This window comes from Brevundimonas sp. KH_058, from assembly GCF_057838505.1.
In genome coordinates this window covers 3,145,823-3,172,382 of record NZ_CM174469.1, presented here as the reverse complement: position 1 = coordinate 3,172,382, position 26,560 = coordinate 3,145,823, and the positions used below count along the sequence as shown (strand labels likewise).

23 protein-coding genes are annotated in these 26,560 nt (G+C 65.0%); 22 read left to right on the top strand and 1 reads right to left on the bottom strand.

Going from position 1 to position 26,560, the window contains the following annotated elements; translation table 11 throughout:
* The first annotated feature begins 4 nt into the window (after positions 1-4).
* The 11 genes from AC3ISA_RS15650 (at position 5) to AC3ISA_RS15600 (ending at position 11,138) form a co-directional block, all read left to right on the top strand.
* A complete protein-coding gene (locus tag AC3ISA_RS15650) occupies positions 5-1,489 on the top strand; it encodes an NADH-quinone oxidoreductase subunit M (protein WP_489178607.1) in 1,485 nt (494 codons plus the stop codon).
* Positions 1,490-1,498: 9 nt separating this feature from the next.
* On the top strand, positions 1,499-2,941 hold the full coding sequence (gene nuoN / locus AC3ISA_RS15645) for an NADH-quinone oxidoreductase subunit NuoN (RefSeq protein WP_489178606.1): 1,443 nt from the start codon (positions 1,499-1,501) through the stop codon (positions 2,939-2,941).
* A 4-nt stretch (positions 2,942-2,945) separates the two neighbouring features.
* Positions 2,946-3,695, top strand: a complete 750-nt coding sequence (locus AC3ISA_RS15640; protein ID WP_489178605.1) for a biotin--[acetyl-CoA-carboxylase] ligase — start codon at positions 2,946-2,948, stop codon at positions 3,693-3,695.
* Positions 3,695-4,471 carry a type III pantothenate kinase gene (locus AC3ISA_RS15635; RefSeq protein WP_489178604.1) on the top strand — a complete coding sequence of 259 codons (777 nt, stop codon included), beginning with the start codon at positions 3,695-3,697 and terminating at the stop codon, positions 4,469-4,471. Before AC3ISA_RS15640 ends, AC3ISA_RS15635 begins: the two co-directional genes overlap by 1 nt.
* Entirely contained in the window at positions 4,472-6,145 is a 1,674-nt protein-coding gene (locus AC3ISA_RS15630) for a ribonuclease J (RefSeq protein WP_489178603.1), read from the top strand.
* Positions 6,146-6,201: 56 nt separating this feature from the next.
* The gene (locus AC3ISA_RS15625) at positions 6,202-7,110 is read left to right on the top strand and encodes a hypothetical protein (protein WP_489178602.1); all 909 of its coding nucleotides are present in this window, start codon (positions 6,202-6,204) and stop codon (positions 7,108-7,110) included.
* A gap of 39 nt (positions 7,111-7,149) precedes the next feature.
* Positions 7,150-7,488 (top strand): DUF3088 family protein, encoded by a 339-nt coding sequence (locus AC3ISA_RS15620; RefSeq protein WP_489178601.1) that lies wholly within the window; start codon positions 7,150-7,152, stop codon positions 7,486-7,488.
* Between the two features lie 9 nt (positions 7,489-7,497).
* Positions 7,498-7,764 (top strand): DUF1467 family protein, encoded by a 267-nt coding sequence (locus tag AC3ISA_RS15615; RefSeq protein ID WP_372693852.1) that lies wholly within the window; start codon positions 7,498-7,500, stop codon positions 7,762-7,764.
* A gap of 77 nt (positions 7,765-7,841) precedes the next feature.
* A complete protein-coding gene (proS, locus tag AC3ISA_RS15610) occupies positions 7,842-9,158 on the top strand; it encodes a proline--tRNA ligase (protein ID WP_489178600.1) in 1,317 nt (438 codons plus the stop codon).
* Positions 9,155-10,441: a lipoprotein-releasing ABC transporter permease subunit gene (locus AC3ISA_RS15605; protein WP_489178599.1), complete on the top strand. Its 1,287-nt coding sequence runs from the start codon at positions 9,155-9,157 to the stop codon at positions 10,439-10,441. The genes proS and AC3ISA_RS15605 overlap by 4 nt, the downstream gene beginning before the upstream one ends.
* On the top strand, positions 10,434-11,138 hold the full coding sequence (locus tag AC3ISA_RS15600; RefSeq protein ID WP_489178598.1) for an ABC transporter ATP-binding protein: 705 nt from the start codon (positions 10,434-10,436) through the stop codon (positions 11,136-11,138). The genes AC3ISA_RS15605 and AC3ISA_RS15600 overlap by 8 nt, the downstream gene beginning before the upstream one ends.
* Positions 11,139-11,152: 14 nt before the next feature.
* Here AC3ISA_RS15600 and msrA read toward each other — a convergent pair whose 3' ends face one another.
* Positions 11,153-11,788, bottom strand: a complete 636-nt coding sequence (gene msrA, locus AC3ISA_RS15595; protein WP_489178597.1) for a peptide-methionine (S)-S-oxide reductase MsrA — start codon at positions 11,786-11,788, stop codon at positions 11,153-11,155.
* A gap of 385 nt (positions 11,789-12,173) precedes the next feature.
* Here msrA and dnaE point away from each other — a divergent pair, with 385 nt between their 5' ends.
* The 11 genes from dnaE to bamA all read left to right on the top strand — a co-directional run bounded on the left by dnaE (position 12,174) and on the right by bamA (position 26,537).
* The gene (gene dnaE / locus AC3ISA_RS15590) at positions 12,174-15,635 is read left to right on the top strand and encodes a DNA polymerase III subunit alpha (protein ID WP_489178596.1); all 3,462 of its coding nucleotides are present in this window, start codon (positions 12,174-12,176) and stop codon (positions 15,633-15,635) included.
* A 92-nt stretch (positions 15,636-15,727) separates the two neighbouring features.
* Positions 15,728-16,324: a DUF4142 domain-containing protein gene (locus AC3ISA_RS15585; RefSeq protein ID WP_489178595.1), complete on the top strand. Its 597-nt coding sequence runs from the start codon at positions 15,728-15,730 to the stop codon at positions 16,322-16,324.
* A gap of 228 nt (positions 16,325-16,552) precedes the next feature.
* Positions 16,553-17,476, top strand: coding sequence for a 30S ribosomal protein S2 (rpsB, locus tag AC3ISA_RS15580; protein ID WP_489178594.1), 924 nt, complete (start codon positions 16,553-16,555; stop codon positions 17,474-17,476).
* Positions 17,477-17,586: 110 nt separating this feature from the next.
* Positions 17,587-18,528 carry a translation elongation factor Ts gene (gene tsf, locus AC3ISA_RS15575; RefSeq protein ID WP_489178593.1) on the top strand — a complete coding sequence of 314 codons (942 nt, stop codon included), beginning with the start codon at positions 17,587-17,589 and terminating at the stop codon, positions 18,526-18,528.
* A gap of 127 nt (positions 18,529-18,655) precedes the next feature.
* Positions 18,656-19,390 (top strand): UMP kinase, encoded by a 735-nt coding sequence (pyrH, locus tag AC3ISA_RS15570; RefSeq protein WP_372693834.1) that lies wholly within the window; start codon positions 18,656-18,658, stop codon positions 19,388-19,390.
* Positions 19,391-19,429: 39 nt separating this feature from the next.
* Complete coding sequence (frr, locus tag AC3ISA_RS15565; protein ID WP_135195906.1) at positions 19,430-19,987, top strand: ribosome recycling factor; 558 nt, start codon at positions 19,430-19,432, stop codon at positions 19,985-19,987.
* Between the two features lie 37 nt (positions 19,988-20,024).
* Positions 20,025-20,798, top strand: coding sequence for a polyprenyl diphosphate synthase (uppS, locus tag AC3ISA_RS15560; protein ID WP_489178592.1), 774 nt, complete (start codon positions 20,025-20,027; stop codon positions 20,796-20,798).
* Positions 20,798-21,616 (top strand): phosphatidate cytidylyltransferase, encoded by an 819-nt coding sequence (locus AC3ISA_RS15555; protein ID WP_489178591.1) that lies wholly within the window; start codon positions 20,798-20,800, stop codon positions 21,614-21,616. The genes uppS and AC3ISA_RS15555 overlap by 1 nt, the downstream gene beginning before the upstream one ends.
* Positions 21,613-22,809, top strand: a complete 1,197-nt coding sequence (gene dxr, locus AC3ISA_RS15550) for a 1-deoxy-D-xylulose-5-phosphate reductoisomerase (RefSeq protein WP_489178590.1) — start codon at positions 21,613-21,615, stop codon at positions 22,807-22,809. The genes AC3ISA_RS15555 and dxr overlap by 4 nt, the downstream gene beginning before the upstream one ends.
* 27 nt (positions 22,810-22,836) lie before the next feature.
* Positions 22,837-24,054, top strand: coding sequence for a M50 family metallopeptidase (locus AC3ISA_RS15545; RefSeq protein ID WP_489178589.1), 1,218 nt, complete (start codon positions 22,837-22,839; stop codon positions 24,052-24,054).
* A 29-nt stretch (positions 24,055-24,083) separates the two neighbouring features.
* On the top strand, positions 24,084-26,537 hold the full coding sequence (gene bamA / locus AC3ISA_RS15540; protein WP_372693824.1) for an outer membrane protein assembly factor BamA: 2,454 nt from the start codon (positions 24,084-24,086) through the stop codon (positions 26,535-26,537).
* The last annotated feature ends 23 nt before the right edge of the window (positions 26,538-26,560 follow it).

Sequence of the window (26,560 nt, the reverse complement as noted above, 5' to 3'; positions counted from 1 at the left end):
TCTCGTGCCCTACATCCTGAGCCTCGTTACATTCCTGCCGCTGATCGGCGCCCTGGCGATCTTCGTCGCCCGGCTGACCTTCAAGTCGGCCGACGCAGCCGCTCCGACCGCGCGCTGGATCGCCCTGATCACGACCCTGGTCGCGCTGGCGGTTTCGGTCGTGATGGTCGCCGGTTTTGATCCGGCAAACACCGGCTATCAGTTTGTCGAATTCGTCCCGTGGTTCGCGGGCGCCAGCTATCATCTGGGCGTCGACGGGATCTCGGTCCTGTTCGTCCTGCTGACGGCCTTCCTGATGCCGATCTGCATCTTGGCCAGCTGGAAGTCGATCGAGACGCGCGTCGTCGAATATATGATCGCCTTCCTGGTGCTGGAGACGCTGGTCATCGGCGTGTTCACGTCGCTGGACCTGTTCCTGTTCTACATCTTCTTCGAAGGCACCCTGGTGCCGATGTTCCTGATCATCGGCATCTGGGGCGGGGCGAACCGGATCTACGCCGCCTACAAGTTCTTCCTCTATACCCTGCTGGGGTCGGTGTTGATGTTGCTGGCCATGCTGTGGATGGCGCACGAGGCCGGCACGACCAGCATTCCCGAGCTGAAGCGTTTCGCCTTCGACCCGGCCGTTCAGCCCATCCTGTGGCTGGCCTTCTTCGCCTCGTTCGCGGTCAAGATGCCGATGTGGCCGGTCCACACCTGGCTGCCCGACGCCCACGTTCAGGCGCCGACGGCCGGTTCGGTCATCCTGGCCGGCATCCTGTTGAAGCTGGGCGGCTACGGCTTCATCCTGTTCAACGTGCCGATGTTCCCGATGGCGTCGGAGATGTTCCGCCCGCTGGTCTTCACCCTGTCGGTGATCGCCATCGTCTATACGTCGCTGGTCGCCTGGCGTCAGACGGACATCAAGAAGCTGATCGCCTATTCGTCCGTGGCCCACATGGGCTTCGTCACCTTGGGCATCTTCTCGGGCAACGATGTCGGCATGCAGGGCGCCATCTTCCAGATGATCAGCCACGGCCTGATCTCTGGCGCGCTGTTCCTGTGCGTCGGCGTCGTCTACGACCGGATGCACACCCGAGAAATCGCCTTCTACGGCGGCCTGACGTCGCGGATGCCCTGGTATGCGGCCATCTTCCTGATGTTCACCATGGCCAACGTCGGCCTGCCGGGCACCTCGGGCTTCGTAGGTGAAGTGCTGACCATGACGGGCGCCTATCAGGCCTCGACCTGGGCGGCCCTGGTCGCGGCCTCGGGCGTGATCTTCTCGGCCGTCTATGCCCTGACCCTGTACCGTGCGGTCATGTTCGGCGAGATCACCAATCCGAAGCTTGAGACCATCACCGACATCGACAAGCGCGAACTGCTGCTGTTCGTGCCGCTGATCGTCGGCACCATCTGGCTGGGGGTCCATCCGACCTCCGTCCTCGATTACACCGGGCCTGCCGTCGAGGCCCTGACCAGCGCGTATCGCGCCGCGATCGGCGGGTGAGACTTAAAGATGCCTGATCTATCCTCCGCCCTGCATCTCGCCGCCTCGGAAGTCACCCTCGCGGTCGGCGCCCTGGTCCTGCTGATGGTCGGCGCCTTCATCGGCGACAAGAGCGCCCGTCTGGTGTCGATCCTGTCGGTCCTGCTGCTGATCGCCGCCGCCGTCATCTCTATAGTCGGGCCCTGGGGCGTCGCCTTCAACGGCGCCTATGTCGCCGATCCGCTGGCCATCTACGCCAAGAGCCTGATCTATCTGTCGGCCGCGGTGGCGGTCGTGCTGGGCGACGGCTGGATGAAGCGCACGCGCATCGCCAAGTTCGAATATCCGGTCCTGATCGTGCTAGCCTCTGTCGGCATGGGAATGATGGCGTCCTCGGGCGACCTGATCTCCATGTATGTCGGGATCGAGCTGCATTCGCTGGCCCTCTATGTGCTGGCCGCCTTCCACCGCAACGACGTCAAGGCGTCGGAAGCCGGCCTGAAGTATTTCGTCCTGGGCGCCCTGTCGTCGGGCCTGCTGCTCTACGGCTCCAGCCTGATCTACGGTTTCGCCGGTTCGATGCGGTTCGAGGACATCGCCGCTGTCGCTTCGGACAATCCAGGGCCGGGACTGGTGTTCGGCCTGGTCTTCCTGATCTGCGGCCTGGCGTTCAAGGTCTCCGCCGCGCCGTTCCACATGTGGACGCCCGACGTCTATGAGGGCGCGCCGACCCCGGTCGTGGCCCTGTTCGCCACGGCGCCCAAGGTCGCAGCCATGGTCCTGATCGCCCGGACGCTGGAACACGGCTTCGGCGACGCCCACGCCCAATGGTCGCAGGTCCTGATCGCCATTTCCCTGATCAGCTTCGTCGTCGGCGCCTTCGGCGGCCTGGCGCAGAAGGACATCCAGCGCCTACTGGCCTATTCGTCGATCGCGAACATCGGCTATGCGCTTCTGGGCATCGCGGCCGGCACGGCCGAGGGGTTGCAGGCCATGCTGATGTTCATGACCCTGTATGTCATCGACCAGCTGGGCTTCTTCGCCATCCTGCTCAGCCTGTCGAAGTCGGGCCGTCCGATCCGTCGCATCGCCGACCTCGCTGGTCTGAAGAAAGATCGTCCGTTGACGGCCGTGGCGTTGACCATCCTGTCGCTGTCGGTGCTGGGCATGCCGCCGTTCTCGGGCTTCTGGGGCAAGTACTATGTATTCGGCGCCGCCGCCGACGCCGGCCTGTGGCCTGTCGCGGCCGCCGGTCTGGTCGCCTCGGTCGTGGCCGCCTTCTACTATCTGCGCATCCTCAAGCTGATGTGGTTCGATCCGCCGCTGGACGAGATCGTCACCGATGCCGCGCCGGTCGAGGCCAAGTGGATCGGGTGGGCGTGCGCCGCCTTCTCCTTCCCGCTGGTGATCGTGGGCCTGACCTGGCTGGAGCCGCTGACCAAGGTTGCGAGCGCCGGCTTCGGGAACGGGTAGGGCGTTGACGGCCGTCCCCCTGGTCATCCTCGACGAGATCGACTCGACGCTGTCGGAAGCCCGACGGCTGGCTGAGGCCGGCGAGGTCGGCCCCAAGTGGATCATCGCCCGTCGTCAGACGGCGGGTCGGGGGCGCCGTGGACGAGGCTGGATCGACAAGCCCGGCAACCTGGCTGCGACCCTGCTGATCAGGGTTCATGCGACACCGCGCGAGGCCGCTCAGGCGACCTTCATCGCCGCCCTGGCCGTCGCCGATTTGTTGGACGTCTTCGTGTCGCCGGCTCTGGTCTCGATCAAATGGCCGAATGACGTGCTGCTGGATAATCGTAAGGCGTGCGGCATTCTTGTCGAAAGCGGCGCGCATGCGTCAGGCGGGCTGTGGTTGGCCATCGGCATCGGCGTGAACCTGACCCACGCGCCGGAGGGCACCGAAAAGGCCTCGGCGGCGATCGCGGAAAAACTTCGTGACGACCTCGCTTTCGCGCCGCCCATTGAGGCAGCCGCCGAAATACTGGCCGAGACCTTCGCCGTCTGGTGGGGCCGTTGGCAGACGATGGGGTTCGAGCCGGTGCTGGACGCCTGGACCAGCCGCCTGACCGGGCTGAACGGCCCGTGCGTGGCTCGACTGGATAATGAAACCCTGGAAGGCCTGGCCGAGGGCGTAGAGCCGGACGGCGCGCTGCGCCTGCGTCTGGCTGACGGCTCGGTGCGCCTCATCTCCGCTGGCGACGTGTTTTTCGGTAAGGCCGCCTAATGCTGCTGGCGATCGAGCAGGGCAACACCAACACGCTGTTCGCGGTCCACGACGGCTCGGACTGGATCGCCCAGTGGCGCGCCGCGACCGAGGCCAGCCGCACGGCGGACGAATACGCCGTTTGGCTGAACCAGCTGATGGTTATGAAGGGGCTGGATTTCGCCGCCCTCAGCGGCTGCATCATCTCCAGCGTCGTGCCGCAGTCGATCTTCAACCTGCGCAATCTGGCGCGGCGCTATCTGAACATCGAACCCTTGGTCATCGGCGAGAACGCCGAGCTGGGCATTGAGGTGCGGATCGCAAAGCCCAGCGAGGCCGGCGCCGACCGGCTTGTCAACGCGGTCGGGGCGTCGCTGATATATCCTGGCGACCTGTTGCTGATTGACAGCGGCACGGCGACGACCTTCGACATCGTGTCCGGCGACGGCGCTTTCGAAGGCGGCCTGATCGCGCCGGGCATCAATCTGTCGCTTCAGGCCTTGCATGAGGCGGCGGCGAAACTGCCGCGCATCGCCATCCAGAAACCGGAACACGTCATCGGCAAAGGCACGGTCGAGGCCATGCAATCCGGCGTCTTCTGGGGCTATATTTCGTTGATCGAAGGCCTGGTCCAGCGCATCAAAGCGGAATGGGCGCGGCCCATGACCGTCATCGGCACCGGCGGCGTCGCCAGCCTGTTCGAAGGCGCGACCGACAGCATCGATCACTTCGATCCCGATTTAACTATTCGCGGCCTCCTCGAAATCTGGCGTCGTAACGCCCATCTGACTGATTGAATGAAAAAGCAAAACCAAGACGAACTCGTTTTCCTGCCTCTGGGCGGCTCCGACGAAGTCGGTATGAACCTCAACGCCTATGGCTTTGGCCCGGCGGACAATCGTGAATGGCTGATCGTCGATGTCGGCGTCACCTTCGGCGACCTGTCCACGCCTGGTGTCGACGTGATCGTGCCCGATCCCGCCTTCCTGGAAGGGGAGAACATCAAGGGCATCATGCTGACCCACGCGCACGAGGATCACATCGGCGCCCTGGGCTGGCTGTGGCCGCGCATCAAGGCGCCGGTCTACGCCACGCCCTTCACCGCCTATCTGATCAAGGACAAGCTGCGCGAGCGCGGTATCTTTGACGAGGTCCAGGTGATCGAGGTGCCGCTGGGCGGGACCGTGGACGTCGGCTCGTTCGGCGTGACCTTCGTCAACATGAGCCACTCGATCGCCGAGCCGAGCGGCCTAGCCATCGACACCCCGCTGGGCATGGTGTTCCACACCGGCGACTGGAAGATCGACGACCAGCCGATCATCGGCGAGAAGACCGACGCCCCCGCCATCCGCGCCATGGGCGACGAGGGTGTGCTGGCCATGGTCTGCGATTCGACCAACGTGTTCGTGCCGGGCGTCGCCGGGTCCGAGGGCGATGTCGCCGTCGCCATCTCCAAACTGATCGCCAGCCTCAAGGGCCGCGTCGCCGTGGGCTGTTTCGCCTCCAACGTCGCCCGGATGGACAGCGTCATCCGCGCCGCCGAGGCCTGTGGGCGTCGCGTGTCGCTGGCCGGCCGCTCGATGCACAAGATCACCGCGGCGGCGAAGCACGTCGGCATGTTGCAGGACGTGAAGCCCTTCCTGTCGGACGAAGAGGCCCGCGTCTGGCCCGCCGACCAGATCCTGTACCTGTGCACCGGCAGCCAGGGTGAAGCTCGCGCGGCCCTGTCGCGCGTCGCCGACGGCACCCACCCGGTCGTGAAGTTGGGCTTGGGCGACCACTGCATCTTCTCGTCGCGCCAGATCCCCGGCAACGAACTGGCCATCGGCAATCTGCAAGATCGCCTCGCGGACCGAGGCGTGCGCCTTTACACCGAGAAGGATCACCCCGGTATTCACGTCTCGGGTCACCCGTGCCGTGACGAGCTGAAGCAGATGTACGACTGGGTCCGGCCTCAGATCGCGGTGCCGACCCACGGCGTGCGCCGCTTCTTGCTGGAACACGCCAACCTGGCCAAGGACATCGGCATCAAGGAGACCGTGACGCCCCGCAACGGCGACATGGTGCGCCTGGCGCCCGGACCGGCCAAGATCATCGACGAGGTGCCGAACGGCCGTCTCTATGTCGACGGCGGCATGCTGGTGACCGAACAGGGCGAGGCTTTGAAAGAGCGTCGTCACGCCTCGACCAACGGCGTGCTGATCGTCAGCTTCGCCCTGGACAAGCGCGGCCGTATCGCCAGCGACATCGACATCCGCAGTGTGGGCCTGCCCGGCGACACCGGCACGCCCTTGGGCGATGCGCTGGACAAGCTGGCCGAGCGGGTCGAGCAGGTGATCAAGGGTCTGAAGGGCGATGCGCTGGACGACGAAATGGTCATCGAACAGGCCGTCGCCCGGGTGCTGAAAAAGGCCAGCCAGCAGATCTGGGATCGTCGTCCCATCGTCGAAACGGTCGTCCTGCGGGTCTGATGCAACCTTGACCGTTCGGGCGCATTTTCTGCGCGCCTGAATGCTCGGGGGAACCCATGTCTGACAAACCCACGCGCGCGCGCCGTCTGCTTAAGCGAGTGCGTCATGCCCGCCATCCGTTGCACGGCTGGCGGCGCTGGGCGGTGATCGTGGGGCAGGGGATGGTCGGCTTCGTCGCTATGTTCGCCGCCGTCAATCTGGTGCTCAGCCTGTCGACGTTCCGGGGCGAGGATCCACTGGCGCGGACGGTGCAGGAATTGCGCGTCCTGTGGTTCAGCCCGCCGGATGGCACGCCAATGTCGCCGACCGCCTTTCCCACCGTCTATGGCCGCGACCTGGGACCGGCGCCCGATACCGTCGCCATCCATGCGTTTCTGGAGCGCGAGGCCGAGGACGGGGTCTTCCTGCTCGACCATGTGATGGTGGATCGGATCCTGAAGCTGAACGGCCGGATCGATGCGCGCAGCGTGCCATCAGGCGTCTATGTCGGCGCCCACGCTCTGGGGCCGGACGGCATGCCGTTGGTGCCTGTGACCAAGTTCCTGGCGCAATATCTGCTGTTTCCGCGCCACGCCTATATTCTAGTGGTGCCCGAGAGCGGGCCGGCCATCGCCTTTTCAGCCAGCCAGAACGCCAAGTTCGGCATCGACACCCATCCCGAACGCCTGTCGGCCGAGATCGCGCCGTTCGACCCGAACGCCTATGACTTCCCCAGTTCGGGCGAAGCCCTGCACGAGATGACCCGCATCACCAACGACCCCGCCCGCGTCGCCACCGCCGTCGAAATGCTGAAGGGCGCGCAGGCGCGATTGGCGGCCGAGGGCCTGACCTATGGACTGCTGGCGCCCAACTCGAACACGGCGGTCGGGTGCGTGCTGCAAGGATCGGACGCGATCACACAGAAGGCCCGCTCGTCGATCCTTTTGGCCCTGCGCGCGCCGGGGTTCGGGGCGGAATGCGAATAGCGGTCGCGACAATCGCCTCAACTCGGATATATCCCACCGATGGCTGAGCTACTCTTCCTGTTGAACCCCGACTGGCACGACGACCAAGGCGGACCGTGGTTCTGTCCACCCGGCGCCTATATCGAGGGCGTGCTGGCCTTCTATTCCCAGCTTCGCGATGCGTTGGAGGTCGTCTATCTCGACCACCCCCGTCCGCGTCAGCCGGTAATCGACCAGGTCGGTGAGGCGCATCAAAGCTGCCCCATCCTGATCCTGGACGACACGCTCGACTGGCCAGATGCACAGGTCAGCGAAACGACCGGCAGGCGCTTCCTTCAGGATCACGCCATCGCTCCCTATTTGGCCGCCCGCTACGGCGTCGGCCGGCCGCATCCCTAGAGGTCCGTCATGCCCATCGGCGTCTTCACCATGGTCGGCATCTACATCATCGTCTGGTGGACGGTGCTGTTCGCCGTGCTGCCGCTAGGCACGGCGAGCGAGACGCACGAGCCGCCTACCGACGGCTCCCAGTGGGGCGCGCCAAAGACGCCGAACCTGAAGAAGAAGTTCCTGACCACGACCTGGGTCTCGGCCCTGGCCTGGGTCTTCATCATGGTGCTGATCTTCACCGGCTGGCTGCCCTTGCCGAACTTCGCCAACGGACCGGCCGTCTAAACCGCAACCCGGCCTAGCTTTCGCCCCGGTCCAGCGGCTAAAGCCTTGTTCCGTCTCTACGCCTAGGATTTCCGATCATGCGCCTGTCGCGCTTTTTCCTGCCCACGCTGAAGGAAGCCCCTTCGGACGCCCAGATCGTCTCGCATCAGCTGATGCTGCGTGCCGGCATGATCAAGCAGGAGGCCGCCGGTATCTACGCCTGGCTGCCGCTGGGTCTGAAGGTGCTGCGCAAGGTCGAGCAGATCGTGCGCGAGGAACAGCAGCGGGCAGGGGCGGTCGAACTGCTGATGCCGACCCTGCAACTGGCCGACCTGTGGCGCGAGAGCGGCCGCTATGACGCCTACGGTCCCGAAATGCTGCGCATCACCGACCGCCACGAGCGGGAGCTGCTGTACGGGCCGACCAATGAGGAGATGATCACCGACATCTTCCGCGCCTATGTGAAGTCCTACAAGTCGCTGCCGCTGAACCTGTTTCACATCCAGTGGAAGTTCCGCGACGAGCGCCGGCCCCGGTTCGGCGTCATGCGCGGCCGCGAGTTCCTGATGAAGGACGCCTATTCCTTCGACGTGGATGAGGCGTCTGCACGCGTCGCCTACAACCGCATGTTTACGGCCTATCTGAACACCTTCGCCCGCATGGGTCTGAAGGCCGTGCCGATGCGCGCCGACACCGGGCCGATCGGCGGCGACCTGAGCCACGAGTTCATCGTTCTGGCCGAAACCGGCGAGAGCGAGGTCTTCTGCGACCGCAAGCTGGTCGAGATGGCCCCTCCCGGTCACGACCTTGACGCCGAGGCGCTGCAGGCCGTGTTCGACGAGCGCACGGCCCTGTACGCAGCAACCGAGGAAATGCACGACGCAGCCCAGTTCGAGGCCCAGACCGCCGAGAGCGACCGTCTGTCGGCGCGCGGCATCGAGGTCGGCCACATTTTCTATTTCGGCACCAAATACTCCGTGCCGATGAAGGCCAAGGTCGCCGGGCCGGACGGTCAGGACTCCGAGGTTCACATGGGCAGCTATGGCGTCGGCGTATCGCGCCTGCTGGGCGCCATCATCGAGGCCAGCCACGATGCGGGCGGCATCATCTGGCCTGACTCCGTGGCCCCGTTCGACGTGGTGGTCATCAACCTGCGCGCCAATGACGCCGCCGTCTCGGCGGCCTGCGAGGACGCGGTGGCTCAGCTGGAAAAACTCGGCAAGGACGTGCTGTACGACGACACCGACGAGCGTCCGGGCGGCAAGTTCGCCACCGCCGACCTGATCGGCGTGCCGTGGCAGCTGACCATCGGTCCCAAGGGGCTGGCGGACGGCGTGGTCGAGCTGAAACGTCGAGCCACCGGCGAGAAGGTCTCCGTGCCGCTGTCCGAAGCCATCGAAAGGCTGACCGCTTGAGCCTGCCGTCCCGTCCTTCCGGCGCCTTCTCCTCGTGGGAGATCGGCCTGGCCCTCCGCTACCTGCGCGCCAAGCGCAAGGAGGGCGGCGTCGCCACCATCGCGGTGATCAGCTTCATCGGCATCATGCTGGCCGTCGCCGTGCTGATCAGCGTCATGAGCATCATGTCCGGCTTCCGCAGCGAACTGCTGGGCCGGATGCTGGCCTTCAACGGACACATGTATGTGCAGGGGCCGGTGCTGACCTCGCCGGACCGTGAGGCCGCGCTGAAGCGGATCCAGGCCGTGCCAGGCGTCGCCAGCGCCAGTCCGCTGAACGAGGCGCAAAGCCTGATCCGCGTCGGCAGCTATACGACGGGCGCCATCGCCAAGGGCATCCGTCCCGAAGATCTGGCCAAGACCCAATATGTGTTCGACAGCCTGACGCCGCAGGAGCGCGCCGGGTTCGGCAAGGGCCCCTATGGCGGCGACCGCATTCTGGTCGGAGCCGCCTTGGCGACGTCGATGGGGCTGCGGGTCGGCGACCCGGTCACTCTGTATTCGCCCACCGGCGCCGACAGCGCCTTCGGCAATCTGGGCGGACTGGAGAAGACCTATTTCGTCGGCGGCCTGTTCCGCTCGGGCGCCGCCGACTACGACCGCGCCTTCATATTCATGCCGCTGGAACAGCAGCAGCTCTTCTTCGGCAAGGAGGGCGTCTGGGACGCCATCGAGATCAAGGTCGACGACCCCGATCAGGTCGGCGCCCTGACCGCCGCAATCCGTGACGCCGCCGGACCCGGCGCGGTCGTCAGCGACTGGCGCGAGCGTCTGGCCGCCTTCTACGGCGCGTTGAAGGTCGAGCGGGTGGCCATGAGCATCATCCTGGGCCTGGTCGTCGCCATCGCCGCCATGAACATCATCTCCGGCATCGTCATGCTGGTGAAGAACAAGGGCCGCGACATCGCCATCCTGCGCACCATCGGCGCCAGTCCGTCGTCCATCCTTCGCGTCTTCTTCATGGCCGGCGCCATGATCGGGGTGGCGGGCACCATCGCCGGTCTGGTGTTGGGCCTGCTGTTCTGCTGGAACATCGGTCCGATCCAGCATTTCCTGGAGTTCGTGCTGCAGACCAAGCTGTTCGATTCCGACGTCTATATGCTGGACGCCATTCCGGCCCTGGTCGATCCGGTGGACGTGGCCTGGGTGACCTTCTGGTCGCTGCTGATGAGCTGTATCGCCAGCCTGCCGCCGTCCTGGACCGCATCTCGCATCGATCCCGTGGAGGCGCTCCGTTATGAGTAAGGCTCCCATCCTCTCGGTGCGCGGCCTGACCCGCACCTATGACACCGCCCAGGGCGGCCTGACCGTGCTGAAGGGCGTCGATCTTGACGTGTTTCCGGGCGAACTGGTCGGACTGATCGGTCCGTCGGGTTCGGGCAAGTCGTCGCTGCTGCACGCCGCCGGCCTGTTGGAAAAGCCCACCAGCGGCACGGTCGCCATCGACGGCGAACAGGTCGGCGATCTGGACGAGCGCGCCCGCACGCGCCTGCGCCTGGGCCGGATCGGCTTCGTGTATCAGTTCCACCATCTGCTGCCCGAGTTCGACGCACGCGACAACGTCGCCCTGCCGATGCGGATCGCTGGGGTGCCACAGGACGAGGCCCGCAAACGCGCCGAGGTCACGCTGACGGCGCTTGGCCTGGGCGAAAGGCTAACGCATCAGCCGGCGCAGTTGTCAGGCGGGGAACAGCAGCGGGTCGCTATCGGCCGTGCGCTCGCCAATGGCCCGCGGCTGTTGCTCGCTGACGAGCCGACCGGGAACCTTGATCCGACCACTAGCCAGTCGGTGTTCGAGGCCCTGCGCGACCTAGCCAAGAATACGGGTGTCGCCGCCTTGATCGCTACGCACAACATGGAACTGGCCGGCCATATGGACCGCGTCTTCGCCCTGAAGGACGGTCATCTGGAAGAGCGCGCGGCACAGAGCCACGCCTACTGAGCCACGCCTACTGATCAACTGACGGCGGCGTCGCCCCAGATCGCTCGCAGGCGTTCGGGGCGGTGGCACCCGATCCGATAGGCCTGATAGCTGGCGGCGTGACGTCTGGCATAGTCCTGATGCTCTTCGCCCGCCGGCCAGAAGCGCTGGACGCCGACGACAGGCGTCGTGAAGCTCTTTTTCAACACAAGCATGGCGGCGTCCCGTGAGGCGACGGCGGCGTCACGCTGGCTTCCGGTCGCGAACACGGCCGACCGATAGGACGGACCCTGATCGCAGAACTGTCCGTTCGGATCGGTCGGGTCGATGGTGCGCCAGTAGCGATCGACCAGGGCGCGATAGGACACCACGCGTGGATCGAAGGTGACCTGAACGGCCTCCATATGTCCCGTGCCGCCACGCACCACCTGTTCATAGGTCGGGTTGGCGGTGTGGCCGCCGACGAAGCCGGACACAGCGGACCGCACGCCCCGTACATCGTCGAACGCCTTTTCCTCGGACCAGAAACACCCGCCGGCGAAGATGGCGGTTTGAAGCGTGGTTGTAGCCTGAGCCTGAGCCTGAGCGGCGTGGGGCAGGGGCGCACCTAGGGTCGAGGCTCCGACGACCAGGGCCGCCAAGGCTGCAAGCGTCGTGTGGCGAGTGATCATGTTCGATCTCCGTTCCAGCTTGATACGTCGTCGTCGAACGACTGGTTCACAAGGGTTGACCGGAACAAAACGCCAACATAGAACATTAGCGGAACATATCGGATTGTTGGGAGACGATGTCATGCCGCGTTTGATGAGAGATATGCTGTCGCTGGCGTCGTGCGGCGGCTTCGTGCTGATGGTCTGGACCGTAGCGATCAACGTCACCGGCGCCTGAGATCAGACGAATTAGACGGACTAGACGGTGTTTTTGCCGATGACCGTCTGAAGTCAGTGATCCACAGCCCATCCGCCCGAGGGTGGGTTTGCGATGGTTGATCGCCGCCCGATATGAGACTCGGTGCAGGATGATGGACCCATTGAGGGTTCGGGATCGGAGAAGGCGTTGAGCGAGCCGGTGAACAGTCAGGGTTTCGTCCATCTGCGGGTCCGCTCGGCCTATTCGCTGCTGGAAGGCGCGATCAAGGCGGCCAAGGTCGGCAAACTGGCCGCCGATGCGGGCATGCCTGCGGTCGGGGTGGCAGACCGGGTCAATCTGTTCGGTGCACTGGAGTTCAGCCAGACGGCCAAGGATGCGGGCGTTCAGCCCTTGGTGGCTTGCGCCCTGCCGGTCTTCGGTATCGGCGGCCAGATCAAGGCCCGCTGGGCCAAGGTCCCGACCGTGGTGCTGCTGGCTCAGAATACCGCCGGGTGGTTGAATCTGTGTGCGCTGTCGTCGTCAGCCTATCTGGATGCGGGCGAGATGGCCGAGCCGGGCGTGTCCTGGGAACAGGTCGTCGCGCGTTCCGAAGGATTGATCCTGCTATCCGGCGGCCCGGACGGCCCGGTCGATCCGCTCTTTTCCCAAGGCAACAAGGCCGAAGGCGCCGCGACCTTGGCGACCATGAAGGCGGCCTTTGGCGACCGTTTTTATGTCGAGCTTCAACGCCACGGCCTGGATGAAGAGAAGCGGGCGGAGCCGGGTCTGGTCGAATGGGCCTATGCCAACGACACGCCTCTGGTCGCCACCAACGACGTCTATTATGCCAAGGCCGCCCAGGCGAAGTCGCACGACGCCCTGCTGTGCATCGCCGACGGCGCCTTCACCGGCCAGGAGGATCGCCGCCGCATCACCGGCGAGCACTGGTTCAAGCCGGCCGCCGTCATGCGCGAACTGTTCGCCGACCTGCCCGAGGCCTGCGACAACACCATCGACATCGCGCGCCGTTGCGCCTTCCTGGTCAACACCCACGCGCCCATCCTGCCGCGGTTCGACACCGGGGCAGGGCGCTCCGAGGCCGACGAACTGGCGCACCAGGCGCGCGAGGGGCTGAAGGTCCGCCTAACCGAGGTCACGGCCGCCGTGCCCGAAGCGGAATACTGGACCCGCCTGGAGTGGGAGGTCGGGATCATCCAGCAGATGGGTTTCCCCGGCTACTTCCTGATCGTGTCGGACTTCATCAAATGGGCCAAGACCCACGGCATTCCCGTGGGACCGGGGCGGGGGTCCGGCGCCGGCTCGCTGGTCGCCTGGTCCCTGACCATTACCGATCTGGATCCGCTGCGATTTGGCCTGCTGTTCGAGCGGTTCCTGAACCCCGAACGGGTCTCCATGCCCGACTTCGACATCGACTTCTGCCAGGAGCGGCGCGAAGAGGTGATCGACTACGTCCAGGACCGTTACGGCAAGGACCGGGTGGCCCAGATCATCACCTTCGGCACGCTTCAGGCGCGGGCCGTTCTGCGTGACGTGGGCCGCGTGCTGCAGATGCCGCTGGGCCAGGTGGACCGGCTCTGCAAGATGGTGCCGAACAACCCGGCTGCGCCCGTCACCCTGGCCCAGGCCATCGAACTGGAGCCGCGCCTGAAGGAAGCGAGGGACGCCGAACCGGCAGTTCGCACCCTGCTGGAAACGGCGCTGGAGCTGGAGGGGCTGTATCGCAACGCCTCGACCCACGCCGCCGGCATCGTCATCGGCGACCGGCCGCTGACGGAGCTGGTGCCGCTGTATCAGGATCCACGCTCCACCATTCCCGCGTCCCAGTTCAACATGAAGTGGGTCGAGCCGGCGGGTCTGGTCAAGTTCGACTTCCTGGGCCTGAAGACCCTGACCGTGCTGGACCGCGCCCGCGCCTATCTGGAACGGCGCGGCGCGGCCAAGGACTGGAATACGCTGCCGCTGGACGATGCGCGCACCTATGAGCTGATGGCCTCGGGCCAGACGGTCGGGGTGTTCCAGCTGGAATCCCAGGGCATGCGCGACACCCTGCGCAAGATGCGTTGCGGCTCCATCGAAGAGATCACCGCCCTGATCTCGCTGTATCGGCCGGGACCGATGGAGATGATCGACACCTATATCGACCGCAAGTTCGGTCGGGCCGAGGTCGATTATCTGCACCCCAGCCTGAAGGAGGTCCTGACCGAGACCTACGGCGTCATCATCTACCAGGAACAGGTGATGAAGATCGCCCAGATCCTGGCGGGCTACAGCCTGGGCGAGGCCGACCTGCTGCGTCGCGCCATGGGCAAGAAGAAGAAGGAGGAGATGGACTTCCAGCGGGCGCGCTTCATCGCGGGAGCGTTGGAAAAGACGGTGCCCGAGGTTCAATCCGGCTCCATCTTCGATCTGGTGGCCAAGTTCGCGGGCTATGGCTTCAACAAGTCCCACGCCGCCGCCTATGCGCTGATCTCGTTCCAGACGGGTTGGTTGAAGGCCAACCAGCCGGTGGAGTTCTTCGCCGCGTCGATGAGTCTGGACCTGTCGAACACCGACAAGTTGGCGGTCTTCTATCAGGACGCGCGACGGTTCGAGGTGCCGGTGCTTTCGCCCGACATCAACCGGTCGTCAGCGGACTTCGACGTGGCCTTCGACGACGACAAGGGGGCGGTGCTCTACGCCCTGGGCGCGATCCGCAACGTGGGCCTGGAGGCGATGAAACACGTCATCGAGGTGCGCGAGACGGGCGGCCGTTTCGCCGACATCTTCGACTTCCTGGAACGCGTCGATCCCCGCAGCGTCAACAAGCGCGCGCTGGAAGGCCTGGCCAAGGCCGGCGCCTTCGACAGCATCCACCCCAACCGGCGTCAGTTGCTGGAACAGGCCGATGTGCTGATGGCCTATTGCCAGAGCGTGGCGGCCGAGCGCGCCTCGTCTCAGGTCAACCTGTTCGGCGGCGACCAGGCCCACGTCGGCCGTCCGCGGCTGAAGACCGTCGAACCCTGGGTCGGGCCGGAACGGCTTGATCACGAACTGTCGGCCGTGGGCTTCTATCTGTCCGGCCACCCGCTGGACGAGATGACATCGGCCCTGAGGCGCAAGCGCGTCACCTTCGTCGCCGAGGCCATTCCTCTGGCCGAGTCCGGCCATGAGGCCTTCCAGATGGCGGGCGTCGTGCGTCGCAAGCAGGAACGGGCCAGCGCGCGGACGGGCGAGAAGTTCGCCTTCGTCACCTTCTCGGACCCCACGGGCGAGTTCGAATGTCTTTTCCCGCCTGAGCAACTGCGCAAATGCCGCGAGGTGCTGGAGCCCGGCGCCTCGGTCATGGTGCGGGTGCGCGCCAAGTCGTCGGAAGGGGAGGTGCGCTTCTTCGGGGACGACGCCTCGCGTATGGACAACCTGCTGGACGACGCCAACATCGGCCTACGCATCCACGTCTCGGCCCGCAGCGCCGATGCGGAAGCCCTGAAGGCGCGACTGGAACGCGCCCGCTCCGGGGCGATCGGCAAGGGCGGGGAGATTTCCCTTATCGCCTCGCTGGACGGGCGGCAGGAGGTCGAACTGAAGCTGCCGGGCCGCTATCGGCTGGACGGTGCCCTGCGCGGTGCGTTGAAGTCGGCGCCCGGCGTGGTGATGCTGGAAGACGCGTAGCTGGTACGTGTTCGGGTATGGTCAAGCTATTGATATTTCGGAACCTCACGGGCGCGTGATGGGTTTGGGTGGTCCATAGGGAGACTGTTCCAATGAAATATCTCGCCATCGCCAGCGTCGCCTCGCTGGCCCTTCTCGCCGCCTGCAATCAGGGTGGCGACAGCGCCGCCCAGAACACCAGTGAGGCCGTCAACGCCACGCAGGACGCGACATCCGGCGTCGTCGGTCAGACGTCCGCCATGACCATGGGCGCCAACACCGTCGACGGCTTCGTTACCGGCCTGGGCACAGGCAACATGTACGAGCTGGAGGCCGCGAAGGTCGCCGCCGCCAAGTCGAGCAACGCCGACGTCAAGGCGCTGGCCGCCATGATCACCAAGGATCACACCGCTGCGGGTGAGAAGCTGGGAACCGCTGCCGCTGCTGCTGCGCCCAATGTCTCAATCCCGACCACTTTGGACGAGCGCCGCAAGGGCCTGATCGACAATCTGAGCGCCGCCACGCCGGGCGATTTCGACAAGGTCTATCTGGACCAGCAAGTCGCCGCTCATAACGAGACCCTGACCCTGCTGAACGGCTTTGCCGGCAACACCGACGCGCCCGCGCTTTCGACGCTTGCCCGCGAACTGATCGCGCCCGTCACGGCGCATCGTGACCGCGCTCAAGCGCTGCTTGACGCGATGAAATAGGGACGCGCCTTCTATCGATCTTACAAAGGCGGTCCCGAAAGGGGCCGCCTTTCTTGCGTCTAGCGAGGCGGCGCTTGCTATTGCGGCCCATCCGGCCTACATCGCCCCCGCATTTCGCAACGCGGGTGAGGCGCGCTTCGGGGAGACATCCCGATACGCTCCATTCCGAGGGTCGTCAGACCTTTAATCCCCCGCGCCACGTTTGATCGGAAAAAGGACTGAACGATCATGGCTTTGCCAGAATTCTCGATGCGCACCCTGCTTGAAGCAGGCGCTCACTTCGGCCACCAGACGCACCGCTGGAACCCGAAGATGGATCGCTACATCTTCGGCTCGCGCTCGAACATCCACATCATCGACTTGTCGCAAACGATGCCGCTGTTCCACCAGGCTCTCGTGGCCGTGCGCGAAGTCGCCGCCAAGGGCGGTCGCGTCCTGTTCGTCGGCACCAAGCGCCAGGCCGCTGAGCCGGTCGCCGAAGCCGCCAAGCGCTGCGCCCAGTACTACATGAACAACCGTTGGCTCGGCGGTACGCTGACCAACTGGCGCACCGTCTCGGGCTCGATCGCCCGTCTGCGCGAACTGGAAGGCATCCTCGAGAACGGCGGTGAAGGCCGCGTCAAGAAGGAGCTGCTGAACCTGGAGCGCGAGAAGGACAAGCTGGAACTGTCGCTGGGCGGCATCAAGGACATGGGTTCGATCCCGGACATCATGTTCGTGATCGACACCAACAAGGAAGCGATCGCGATACAGGAAGCCCGCAAGCTGAACATCCCGATCATCGCCATCCTGGACACCAACTCGGACCCGGACGGCATCACCTATCCGGTCCCCGGCAACGATGACGCCGCCCGCGCCATCCAGACCTACTGCGACCTGATCGCCGACGCCGTCCTGGACGGTCTGGCCGCCGGCGCTTCGGCCTCGGGCGTGGACCTGGGCGCTGCGATCAATCCGGAAGAGCCCATGCTGCGTGAAGCCTCGACCCCGGTCGAAGCCGACGCCGCACCGGCCGGTACGGAATCGGTCGCCGCCGAACTGGAAGCCGCTGCTGAACCGGCCCCCGCTGAGCCGGCTGTCGCCGAGGAAGCCGCCAAGGCCGCCACTTCGGAAGCGAACGACGCCGTCGAAACCGAGAAGGCCGCGGGCTGATCGCCCGCAGGACGGTGTTCGCGCTATGAGCGCCGCCTGACGAACTGACACACGGCCGGGCTAAGTCAGTCCGGCCGTTCCCACATACGAAATCCCCCAAGGAGAAGAACATGGCCGAGATCACTGCCGCCCTCGTGAAGGAACTTCGCGAGCGTTCGGGCGTCGGCATGATGGACTGCAAGAAGGCGCTGGTCGAAAACGACGGCAATATCGAAGCATCGATCGACTGGCTGCGCGCCAAGGGCCTGTCCAAGGCCGCCAAGAAGGCCGACCGCGTCGCCGCTGAAGGCCTGGTCGCCGTCGCGTCCAAGGAAGACGGCAAGGGCGAAGTCGCCGCCGCCATCGAGTTCAACGCCGAGACCGATTTCGTCGCTCGCAACGAACTGTTCCAGAACGCCGCCAAGTCGTTCGCCCAACTGGGTCTGGACCACCACACGGTCGAAGCCCTGCACGGCGCCGAACTGGAAGCCGGCAAGACTGTTCAGGACGAAGTGACCAACATGATCGCCACCATCGGCGAGAACATGCAACTGCGCCGCGCCGCCCGCCTGTCGGTGTCGGAAGGCGTCGTCTCGACCTACGTCCACAACGCTGTTTCGCCGGGCGTGGGCCGTATCGGCGTGCTGGTGGCTCTGGAAGGCGAGGGCGACAAGACCGTTCTTCGCGAACTGGGTCGCAAGATCGCCATGCACGTTGCAGCAACCGCTCCGCTGTCGCTGAACACCGATGACCTGGACCCCGCCGCCATCGAGAAGGAACGCACCGTTCTGACCGAAAAGGCCAAGGAAGAAGGTCGCCCGGAAGCCATGATCGCCAAGATCGTGGAAGGCCAGATCAACAAGTTCCAGAAGGACGTGGTGCTGTCCAAGCAGCCGTTCGTCATGGACCCGGACGTGACCATCGAACAACTGGTCGCCAATTCGGCCAAGGAACTGGGCTCCTCCAACCTGCACCTGGCCGGCTTCGTCCGTCTGGCGCTGGGTGAAGGCGTCGAGAAGGTCGAAGGCCCCGACTTCGCGTCGGAAGTCGCCTCCATGATGGGCGGCAACTAACAAGTCTTCCCCTCATTCGTGAGGGTTTTGTATCAGAAGGGCGCGTTCGGCTTTGATGGCCGGCGCGCCCTTCGTCTATAAGAAGTCGCCTGATTCAATGGCGCCGCAGTCAAACGGACCTTCCCGCATGCCCGACGCCACCTCGACCTTCCGCTACAAACGCGTCCTGCTGAAGGTTTCCGGCGAGGTGCTGATGGGCGATCAGTCGTTCGGCGTGGACATGAACACCGTCGATGCGGTCGCCAAGTCGGTCGCGGACGTCGCGGCCGAAGGCGTCGAGATCTGCCTGGTCATCGGCGGCGGCAACATCTTCCGCGGCCTGTCCAAGGCGGCGGCAGGCATGGAGCGCGCCCAGGCCGACTATATGGGCATGCTGGCCACCATCATGAACGCCCTGGCGATGCAGTCGGCGCTGGAGAAGATCGGCGTCTCGACCCGGGTGCAGAGCGCCATTCCGATGGCCGCCATTGCCGAACCCTACATCCGCCGCCGGGCCCTGCGTCATCTGGAAAAGGGCCGTGTCGTGATCTTCGCCGCCGGCGTCGGCGCACCCTTCTTCACGACGGATTCGGGCGCCGCGCTGCGCGCCGCCGAAATGGGCTGTGACGCCTTGCTGAAGGGCACCAGCGTGGACGGCGTCTATACCGCCGATCCCAAGAAGGATCCGACCGCCACCCGCTACGAGACCCTGACTTACCAGGATGTTCTGGCCAAGGATCTGCGGGTCATGGATGCGTCGGCCATCGCCATGATGCGCGACACGGGCATCCCGATCGTGGTCTTCTCCATTCGGGAAGACAACTCGCTGCGCCGGACCCTGACCGGCGAAGGCACGTTCACGGTCATTCAGGACGTCGCTTGAACGTCTGCGTGACCAGGAAAGACAAGAGAGACCAAGACCATGGCAAAACCTGAACTTAAGACATACCGCGACCGCATGGAGCGGTCGGTCACCGCCCTGAAGGAAGAGTTCAGCGGCCTGCGGACCGGACGCGCCAACGCCGGCCTGCTGGAGCCCGTGCGGGTCGAAGCCTATGGCTCGGCCTCGCCGCTGAGCGCCGTCGCCGCCATCAGCGTGCCCGAGCCGCGCATGATCAGCGTCAACGTCTGGGACAAGGGCATGGTCGTCGCGGTCGAGAAGGCCATTCGCAACGCCAACCTGGGCCTGAACCCCATCGTCGACGGCCAGACGCTGCGTATCCCCGTGCCGCCCCTGACCGAGGAACGTCGCAAGGATCTGGTCAAGCTGGCTGGCAAATACACCGAGCAGCAGAAGATTTCGGTCCGCAACGTCCGCCGCGACGCCAACGACGACCTGAAGAAGGCCGAGAAGGCCGGCGAGATCAGCCAGGACGAGCAGAAGAAGATGGAGACCGAGGTCCAGAAGGAAACCGACGCGGCCATCAAGCGCATCGACGAGGCCTTGAAGACCAAAGAGCAAGAGATCATGCAGGTCTGAGGCGAAACGGCTTGGCCCTGAAGGGATCACACCACAGATGACGGCAGACAGCGCCGCGCCTTCTGGCCAACGCCCACAAGGACAGGGTCCCGATGGGCCGCGTCATGTCGCCATAATCATGGACGGCAATGGCCGCTGGGCGAAGGCGCGGGGCTTGCCGCGCGCTCTGGGTCATCGCGAGGGCGTACAGGCGCTGAAGCGGACGATCCAGGCGGCGCCCGATCTGGGCATCGAGTGTCTGACGGTGTTCGGTTTCTCGACCGAGAACTGGAGCCGGCCCGAGGACGAGGTGTCCGACCTGATGGGTCTGGTGCGGACCTATGTGGCCAGCGATCTGGCGCGTCTGGCGAAAGCGGGTGTGCGTCTGAGAATCCTGGGCCGTCGCGAAGGTCTGCCTGCCGATATCGCCGCCATCATCGAAAGGGCCGAGGCCCAGACGGCGCATAACGACCGCTTCTTGCTGCAGGTCGCCTTCAACTATGGCGGCCGGGCAGATCTGGTGGACGCCGCGCGTCGGCACATGGACCGGGTTCTGGCGGGAGAGACGGCCGAACCGATCACCGAGGCCGTCCTGGCGTCCGGTCTAGCCACGGCAGGCGCGCCGCCGCTGGATCTGATCGTGCGCACGTCCGGCGAGCAGCGCCTGTCGAACTTCCTGCTGTGGGAAGCGGCCTACGCCGAGCTGGTGTTCCAGGACGTCCTGTGGCCCGACTATGGGCCCAAGGCCCTTGCCGATGCGATCGCCGCCTTTGGGCAACGCGACCGTCGCTATGGCGGTCGAGAGGTCGCCCCCGTGCGCGCGACGGCCTGATGGCGGTCAAGGGACGCGACATCGCCCTTCGGGCCGCTTCCGCCGTCGTGCTGGCGCCCGCCGCCGTGGCCGCGACCTGGGCTGGGGGCATCTGGTTCCTGGCGCTGATGACGGTCGCCAGCATTGTCCTGGCGTTCGAATGGGCGTCGATGAGCGCGCCGCACGCTCGCCGGGTCATGGGCGGCGCCGTCAGTTTCGGCGTCGTGGCGGCGGTGATCAGCGCCCATTTCGGCGCCATGTCCGTCGCCTTCGTCATGCTGGTGTTCGGCGCTGTCGCGGCCGGTGTCTATGCCCGCAGCCGGGGGCAGGAGGCATTGGATGCCGCCTATGGCGTGCTCTATCTCGGCTGGCCTTCGGTCCTGCTGATCTGGCTGCGCGACGTGGACAGCGTCGTCGGTTTACACTGGACGGTGCTGGTCTTCGCCGTGACCTGGTCGGCGGATATCCTGGCTTATCTGGCGGGATCGACGTTTGGCGGTCCCAAGCTGTGGCCGCGTTTCTCGCCCAACAAGACCTGGTCCGGTTTCATCGGCGGTATCGTGGCTGGTGGCATTGCGGGCGTCATCATGACCGCCTGGCTGGACATGGGCGCGTTAACGGTCGTGTGGGGCGCGGTGCTGGGCTTTGCGGCCGCCTTGGCGACCATGGCGGGCGACCTGTGGGAATCGGCGTTGAAGCGGCGGTTCGGGGTCAAGGACGCAGGCAACACCATTCCCGGTCACGGCGGGCTGCTGGATCGTGTCGACGGTTTGATGTTCGCGGTCGTCGTGGTCGCCGCCGGGCGGTTGATCGTCCTGTTGCTGGAGCGCGGCGCGTGATCCGGCGTCGCGTCACGGTGCTGGGCTCGACCGGATCGGTCGGCGCCTCGACGCTGGATCTGATGGCTCAGGCCGAGGCCACGGGCACGTGCGCTTTCGAGGTCGAGGCGCTGACGGGCGGGGCGAATATCGCCAAACTGGCCGAACAGGCGCGACGCTGGCGTCCGAAGGTGGCGGTCACGGCCGATCCGGCGCGACTGGACGCGCTGCGAGACGCCTTGGCAGGAACGGACATCGCGGTCGCCGCCGGCGACGCTGCCATCGTCGAAGCGGCGACGCGGCCGGTCGATTGGATCATGGCCGCCATCGTGGGTGCGGCGGGGCTGAAGTCGGCGTGGGCGGCGGCGGCCACGGGCGCGACCCTGGCGCTGGCCAACAAGGAAAGCTTGGTCTGTTGCGGGCCGGCGCTGATCGAACGGGTCAAGCGGGCAGGGGGGCGGCTGATCCCGGTCGATTCCGAGCACTCCGCCATCTTTCAGGTCTTTCCGGCCGAAGCGCCCGAACGGGTTTCCAGGCTGATCCTGACCGCATCGGGCGGGCCTTTCCGCCAGACCCCGCGCGAACGGATGATCGGCATCACGCCCGAACAGGCCGTGGCGCATCCGAACTGGAGCATGGGCGCCAAGATTTCGGTCGACAGCGCCACCATGGCCAACAAGGGCCTGGAGATGATCGAGGCGGCCTATCTGTTCGACATGCCGCAGGACCGAATCGACGTGGTGGTGCACCCTGAATCGATCATCCACAGCCTTGTGGAATATGTGGATGGTTCGACGCTGGCCCAGATGGGGCCGCCGGACATGCGCACGCCCATCGCCTGCGCCCTGGCCTGGCCTGACCGCATCGCCTGGCCGGCGCCCAAGCTGGATTTGGCGGCTCTGGGTCGGCTGACGTTCGAGGCGCCGGATCTGGCGCGCTTCCCTGCCCTGGATCTGGCCCGTCAGGCGTTGAAGGCGGGAGGCGCAACGCCCGCCGTGTTCAATGCGGCGAATGAGGTCGCGGCCTTCGCATTTCTTGACCGCAAGCTGGCCTTTCTCAATATTGCCGCAGTCGTCGCCGAAACCCTTGAGCGTGCGACGAAAGCGGGGATGGCTTTCGGTTCTGGAGACGCCTGCGGCGCGGCCCTTTCGGTCGATGCCGAGACGCGTCGAATGGCCGGGTCCGTCATCGCCGGTCTTGCGAACGCGGCCTGATAGCAGGCCAGGGGAGACGATTTTCGAATGCTGGGCGTCCTGGGTCAGATCCTGATCTCAATCGCCTCGTTCCTGCTGGTGCTGACGTTCATCGTCACCATCCATGAACTGGGTCACTTCCTCGTCGCGCGCGCCTTTGGCGTGAAGGTGGATCGTTTCGCGGTCGGCTTCGGCAAGGCCGTGTTCAGCCGCACCGATCGTCACGGCATCGAATGGCGGCTGGGTTGGCTGCCGCTAGGCGGCTATGTGAAGTTCTCTGGCGATCTGGACGCCTCCAGCGTGCCGGATCAGGCGGGGCTGAACGAACTGCGCCAGAGGGTGGTCGCCGAGCGCGGACCTGGCGCCGAGCGCGACTATTTCCACTTCAAGCCGGTGTGGCAGCGCGCGCTGATCGTCGCGGCCGGTCCGGTCGCCAACTTCATCCTGGCCATCACGATCTTTGCGGTCGTCTTCATGGCGGTGGGCGTTTCGTTGCGCCCCGCCCGCGTGGCTCAGGTTCAGGCGGCATCGCCCGCAGCCGCCGCCGGCTTCCAGGTCGGCGACCTGATCACCGACGTGAACGGCAAGCCCATCAAGGACGGCAGCGCGGTGACGCGCACCGTCATGCTGTCCACGGGCGATCCCGTCCGTTTCACCGTTGAACGCGCTGGGCGGCCGGTCGAGTTGGTTGCGACACCAGAGCGCCGCGAGGAGAACGATCCCATCGCGGGACGCGTCAAGGTCGGCCGCATCGGGCTGGGGCTGGGGTCGTCGGCCGGCGATGTACGCCATGTCCGCTATGGGCCGGTCGGCGCCGTGATAGAGGGCGTGCGCCAGACCGGCGACGTGATCGGCTCGACCCTGACCTATCTCGGACGTTTAGTGACCGGTCGCGAGTCGGGCGATCAGTTCAGCGGACCGTTGGGCATCGCCAAGGCGACGGGATCGCTGACGACCGCTGCGGTCGAGGCCAATCCGGCTCCCGGAGCCATTGCAATCAACCTGATCCTGACGCTGACAACCTTGGCCGCCATACTTTCGATCGGAATCGGCTTTCTAAACCTGCTTCCCATCCCGATCCTCGACGGCGGGCATCTGCTTTTCTACGGCTACGAAGCCGTAGCCAGGCAGCCTGTGTCGGCGCGGTTCCAGGAGATGGGCTATCGTGCAGGCCTTGCGCTTTTGGCGGGATTTATGTTGTTCGCGACGTGGAACGACCTACAGAAGCTCAACCTCTTCCAATTCCTCGGCGGGCTCGTCTCGTGAGCCGACGCCAGCCCCCGATGGTTTCCCGAATGAATGACATGACCTCTCGCGCCGCCGTTCGACTGAGCGCCCGTTCCAGCCTGCTGGCTCTGGCGGTCGCCGCAGGGCTCGGCGCGCCTGCGCTGGCCCAGACCGCACCCGCGACGGCGCCCGCCACGCCGGCCCCGGCTCCTGCCCAAACTGCGACGCCGGCGCCCGCCGCCGCTGGCGCCGAGCCACGCGTCGAGATCGCTGCGCCGCAGACGATCACGATCAACCGTATCATCGTCCAAGGCGCCCAGCGGATCGACCAGACGACGGTCCTGTCCTATCTGCCGATCCGCCCCGGTGACGCGGTCGACGCCTCAGTGCTGGACGTCGCCGTGCGCACCCTGTCGCGCACCGGCCTGTTCGCCGATGTTCAACTGGGTATCCAGAATGGCGACCTGATCGTTCAGATCGTCGAGAACCCGATCATCAACCAGGTGGTGTTCGAGGGCAACAAGGCGCTTTCGAAGGACAAACTGACCAAGGAAGTCACCCTGGCCCCGCGCGGCATCTATACCCGCGCCAAGGTTCAGGAAGACGTCGGCGCCATCGTCGAACTGTACCGCCTGCAAGGCCGGATTTCCGCGACCGTGACGCCCAAGCTGGTGCAGCTGGAGCAGAACCGCGTCGATGTCATCTTCGAGATCAACGAAGGTCCGCAGACCGGGATCAGCGCCATCAACATCCTGGGCAACCAGGCCTTCTCGGATCGCGACGTGCGCGGCGTGATGGTCACCGAGAAGTCGACCTGGTGGAAGTTCTTCTCGAACAACGATAATTATGATCCCAACCGCCTTGAGTACGATCAGGAGCAACTGCGGAAGTTCTATACGAACCGCGGCTATTATGATTTCCGCGTCGTTTCGTCGGTCGCCGAGCTGCAGCCCGACGATCAGGCGTTCCAGCTGTCGCTGACGCTGAACGAAGGTGAAAAGTACAACTTCGGCGAGGTCAAGGTCGTCACCCAGAACGACCGGCTCAATCCCGACTTCCTGCAGCGGCTGATCCCGATCCGTTCGGGCGACCTTTATGAAAGCGACAAGATCGAGCAGGCGGTCGATGCCCTGACCTTCGCCGCCGGGTCGGCTGGCTATGCTTTCGTCGAGATCAACCCGACCTATAAAGCCAATCCCGAGACGGACACGGTCGATGTGACTTTCAATGTGTCGGAAGGCCAGCGGGTCTATATCGACCGCATCAATGTGGTCGGCAACACCCGCACCATCGACCCGGTCATCCGCCGCGAACTGCTGCTGACCGAAGGCGACGCCTTCAACCGCGCCCTGATGGAGCGGTCGCGCAACAACCTGCGTGCACTGGGCTTCTTCAAGGATGTGACGGTCGAGGAAACGCGCGGCAGCGCGCCGGACCGCTCGATCATCAACGTCAACGTTCAGGAGCAGCCGACCGGCGAACTGTCCGTCGGCGCCGGCTTCAGCTCGGTCGACTCCTTCACCGTCAACCTGGGCATTTCGGAGCGGAACTTCCGCGGGCGCGGTCAGAATGTGGTGTCGCGTCTGGAATGGGGTACGCTGCGCCAGCAGGTGGACTTCCGCTTCACCGAGCCGAAATTCCTGGGCCGTGATCTGCGGGCCGGCTTTGACCTGTTCCACTCCCGCTACGACCTGAGCAGATTTTCGTCTTACGACTATCGTTCGACCGGCGCGGGTCTGCGACTGTCCTACCCGCTGAACGGCAATATGCTGCTTAGCACGCGCTACTTCCTGAAGTCTGACGAGATCATCGTTCCGTCTGGATTCTGCGCCGGCGCAGGCCGGGGAACCTCGGCTTTGTGCGACCAGATCGGTAGCTACATCAACTCGTCGGCGGGCTATACGCTGCAGATGAACTACACCAATGACCCGATCCGTCCCACGCGCGGATGGTCCGGGTCGTTGCGCCAGGATCTGGCGGGTCTGGGTGGAGACGTAAATTATGTGAAGACCGAGGTCGACGCCAAATGGTACTATGGCTTTACGCCGGCGTGGGTCGTCAGCGTCCAGGGTTCATCCGGCTACATCAGTGGCTGGAATGGTGACCCTATCCGCATCAACGACCGCTTCTTTAAGGGCGGAAACAGCTTCCGCGGCTTCAAGACGGCCGGTATGGGGCCACGCGATCTCAACAGGACCGACGCGTTGGGCGGCAACTTTTACGCTATCGGCACGGTCGAGCTGACGTTGCCAAACTACCTGCCTGAGCAGTACGGCATCAAGACCTCGCTGTTCGCCGAATTTGGTACGCTGGGCGCGCTTGACGACCGCTACAAACTGACATCCACGGGCACTGTGAACACCACTATCGCCGACGAGCTGTCGCTGCGGGCGTCGGCCGGCATCAGCGTTCACTGGAAATCGCCGATGGGGCCGATCCGTTTCGACATCTCCAGGGTTCTGTCCAAGGAAGTCTACGACAAGACGGAATCCTTCCGCTTCTCGACATCCACCCAGTTCTAATCGCGGCTTTTCGACCGCACGAG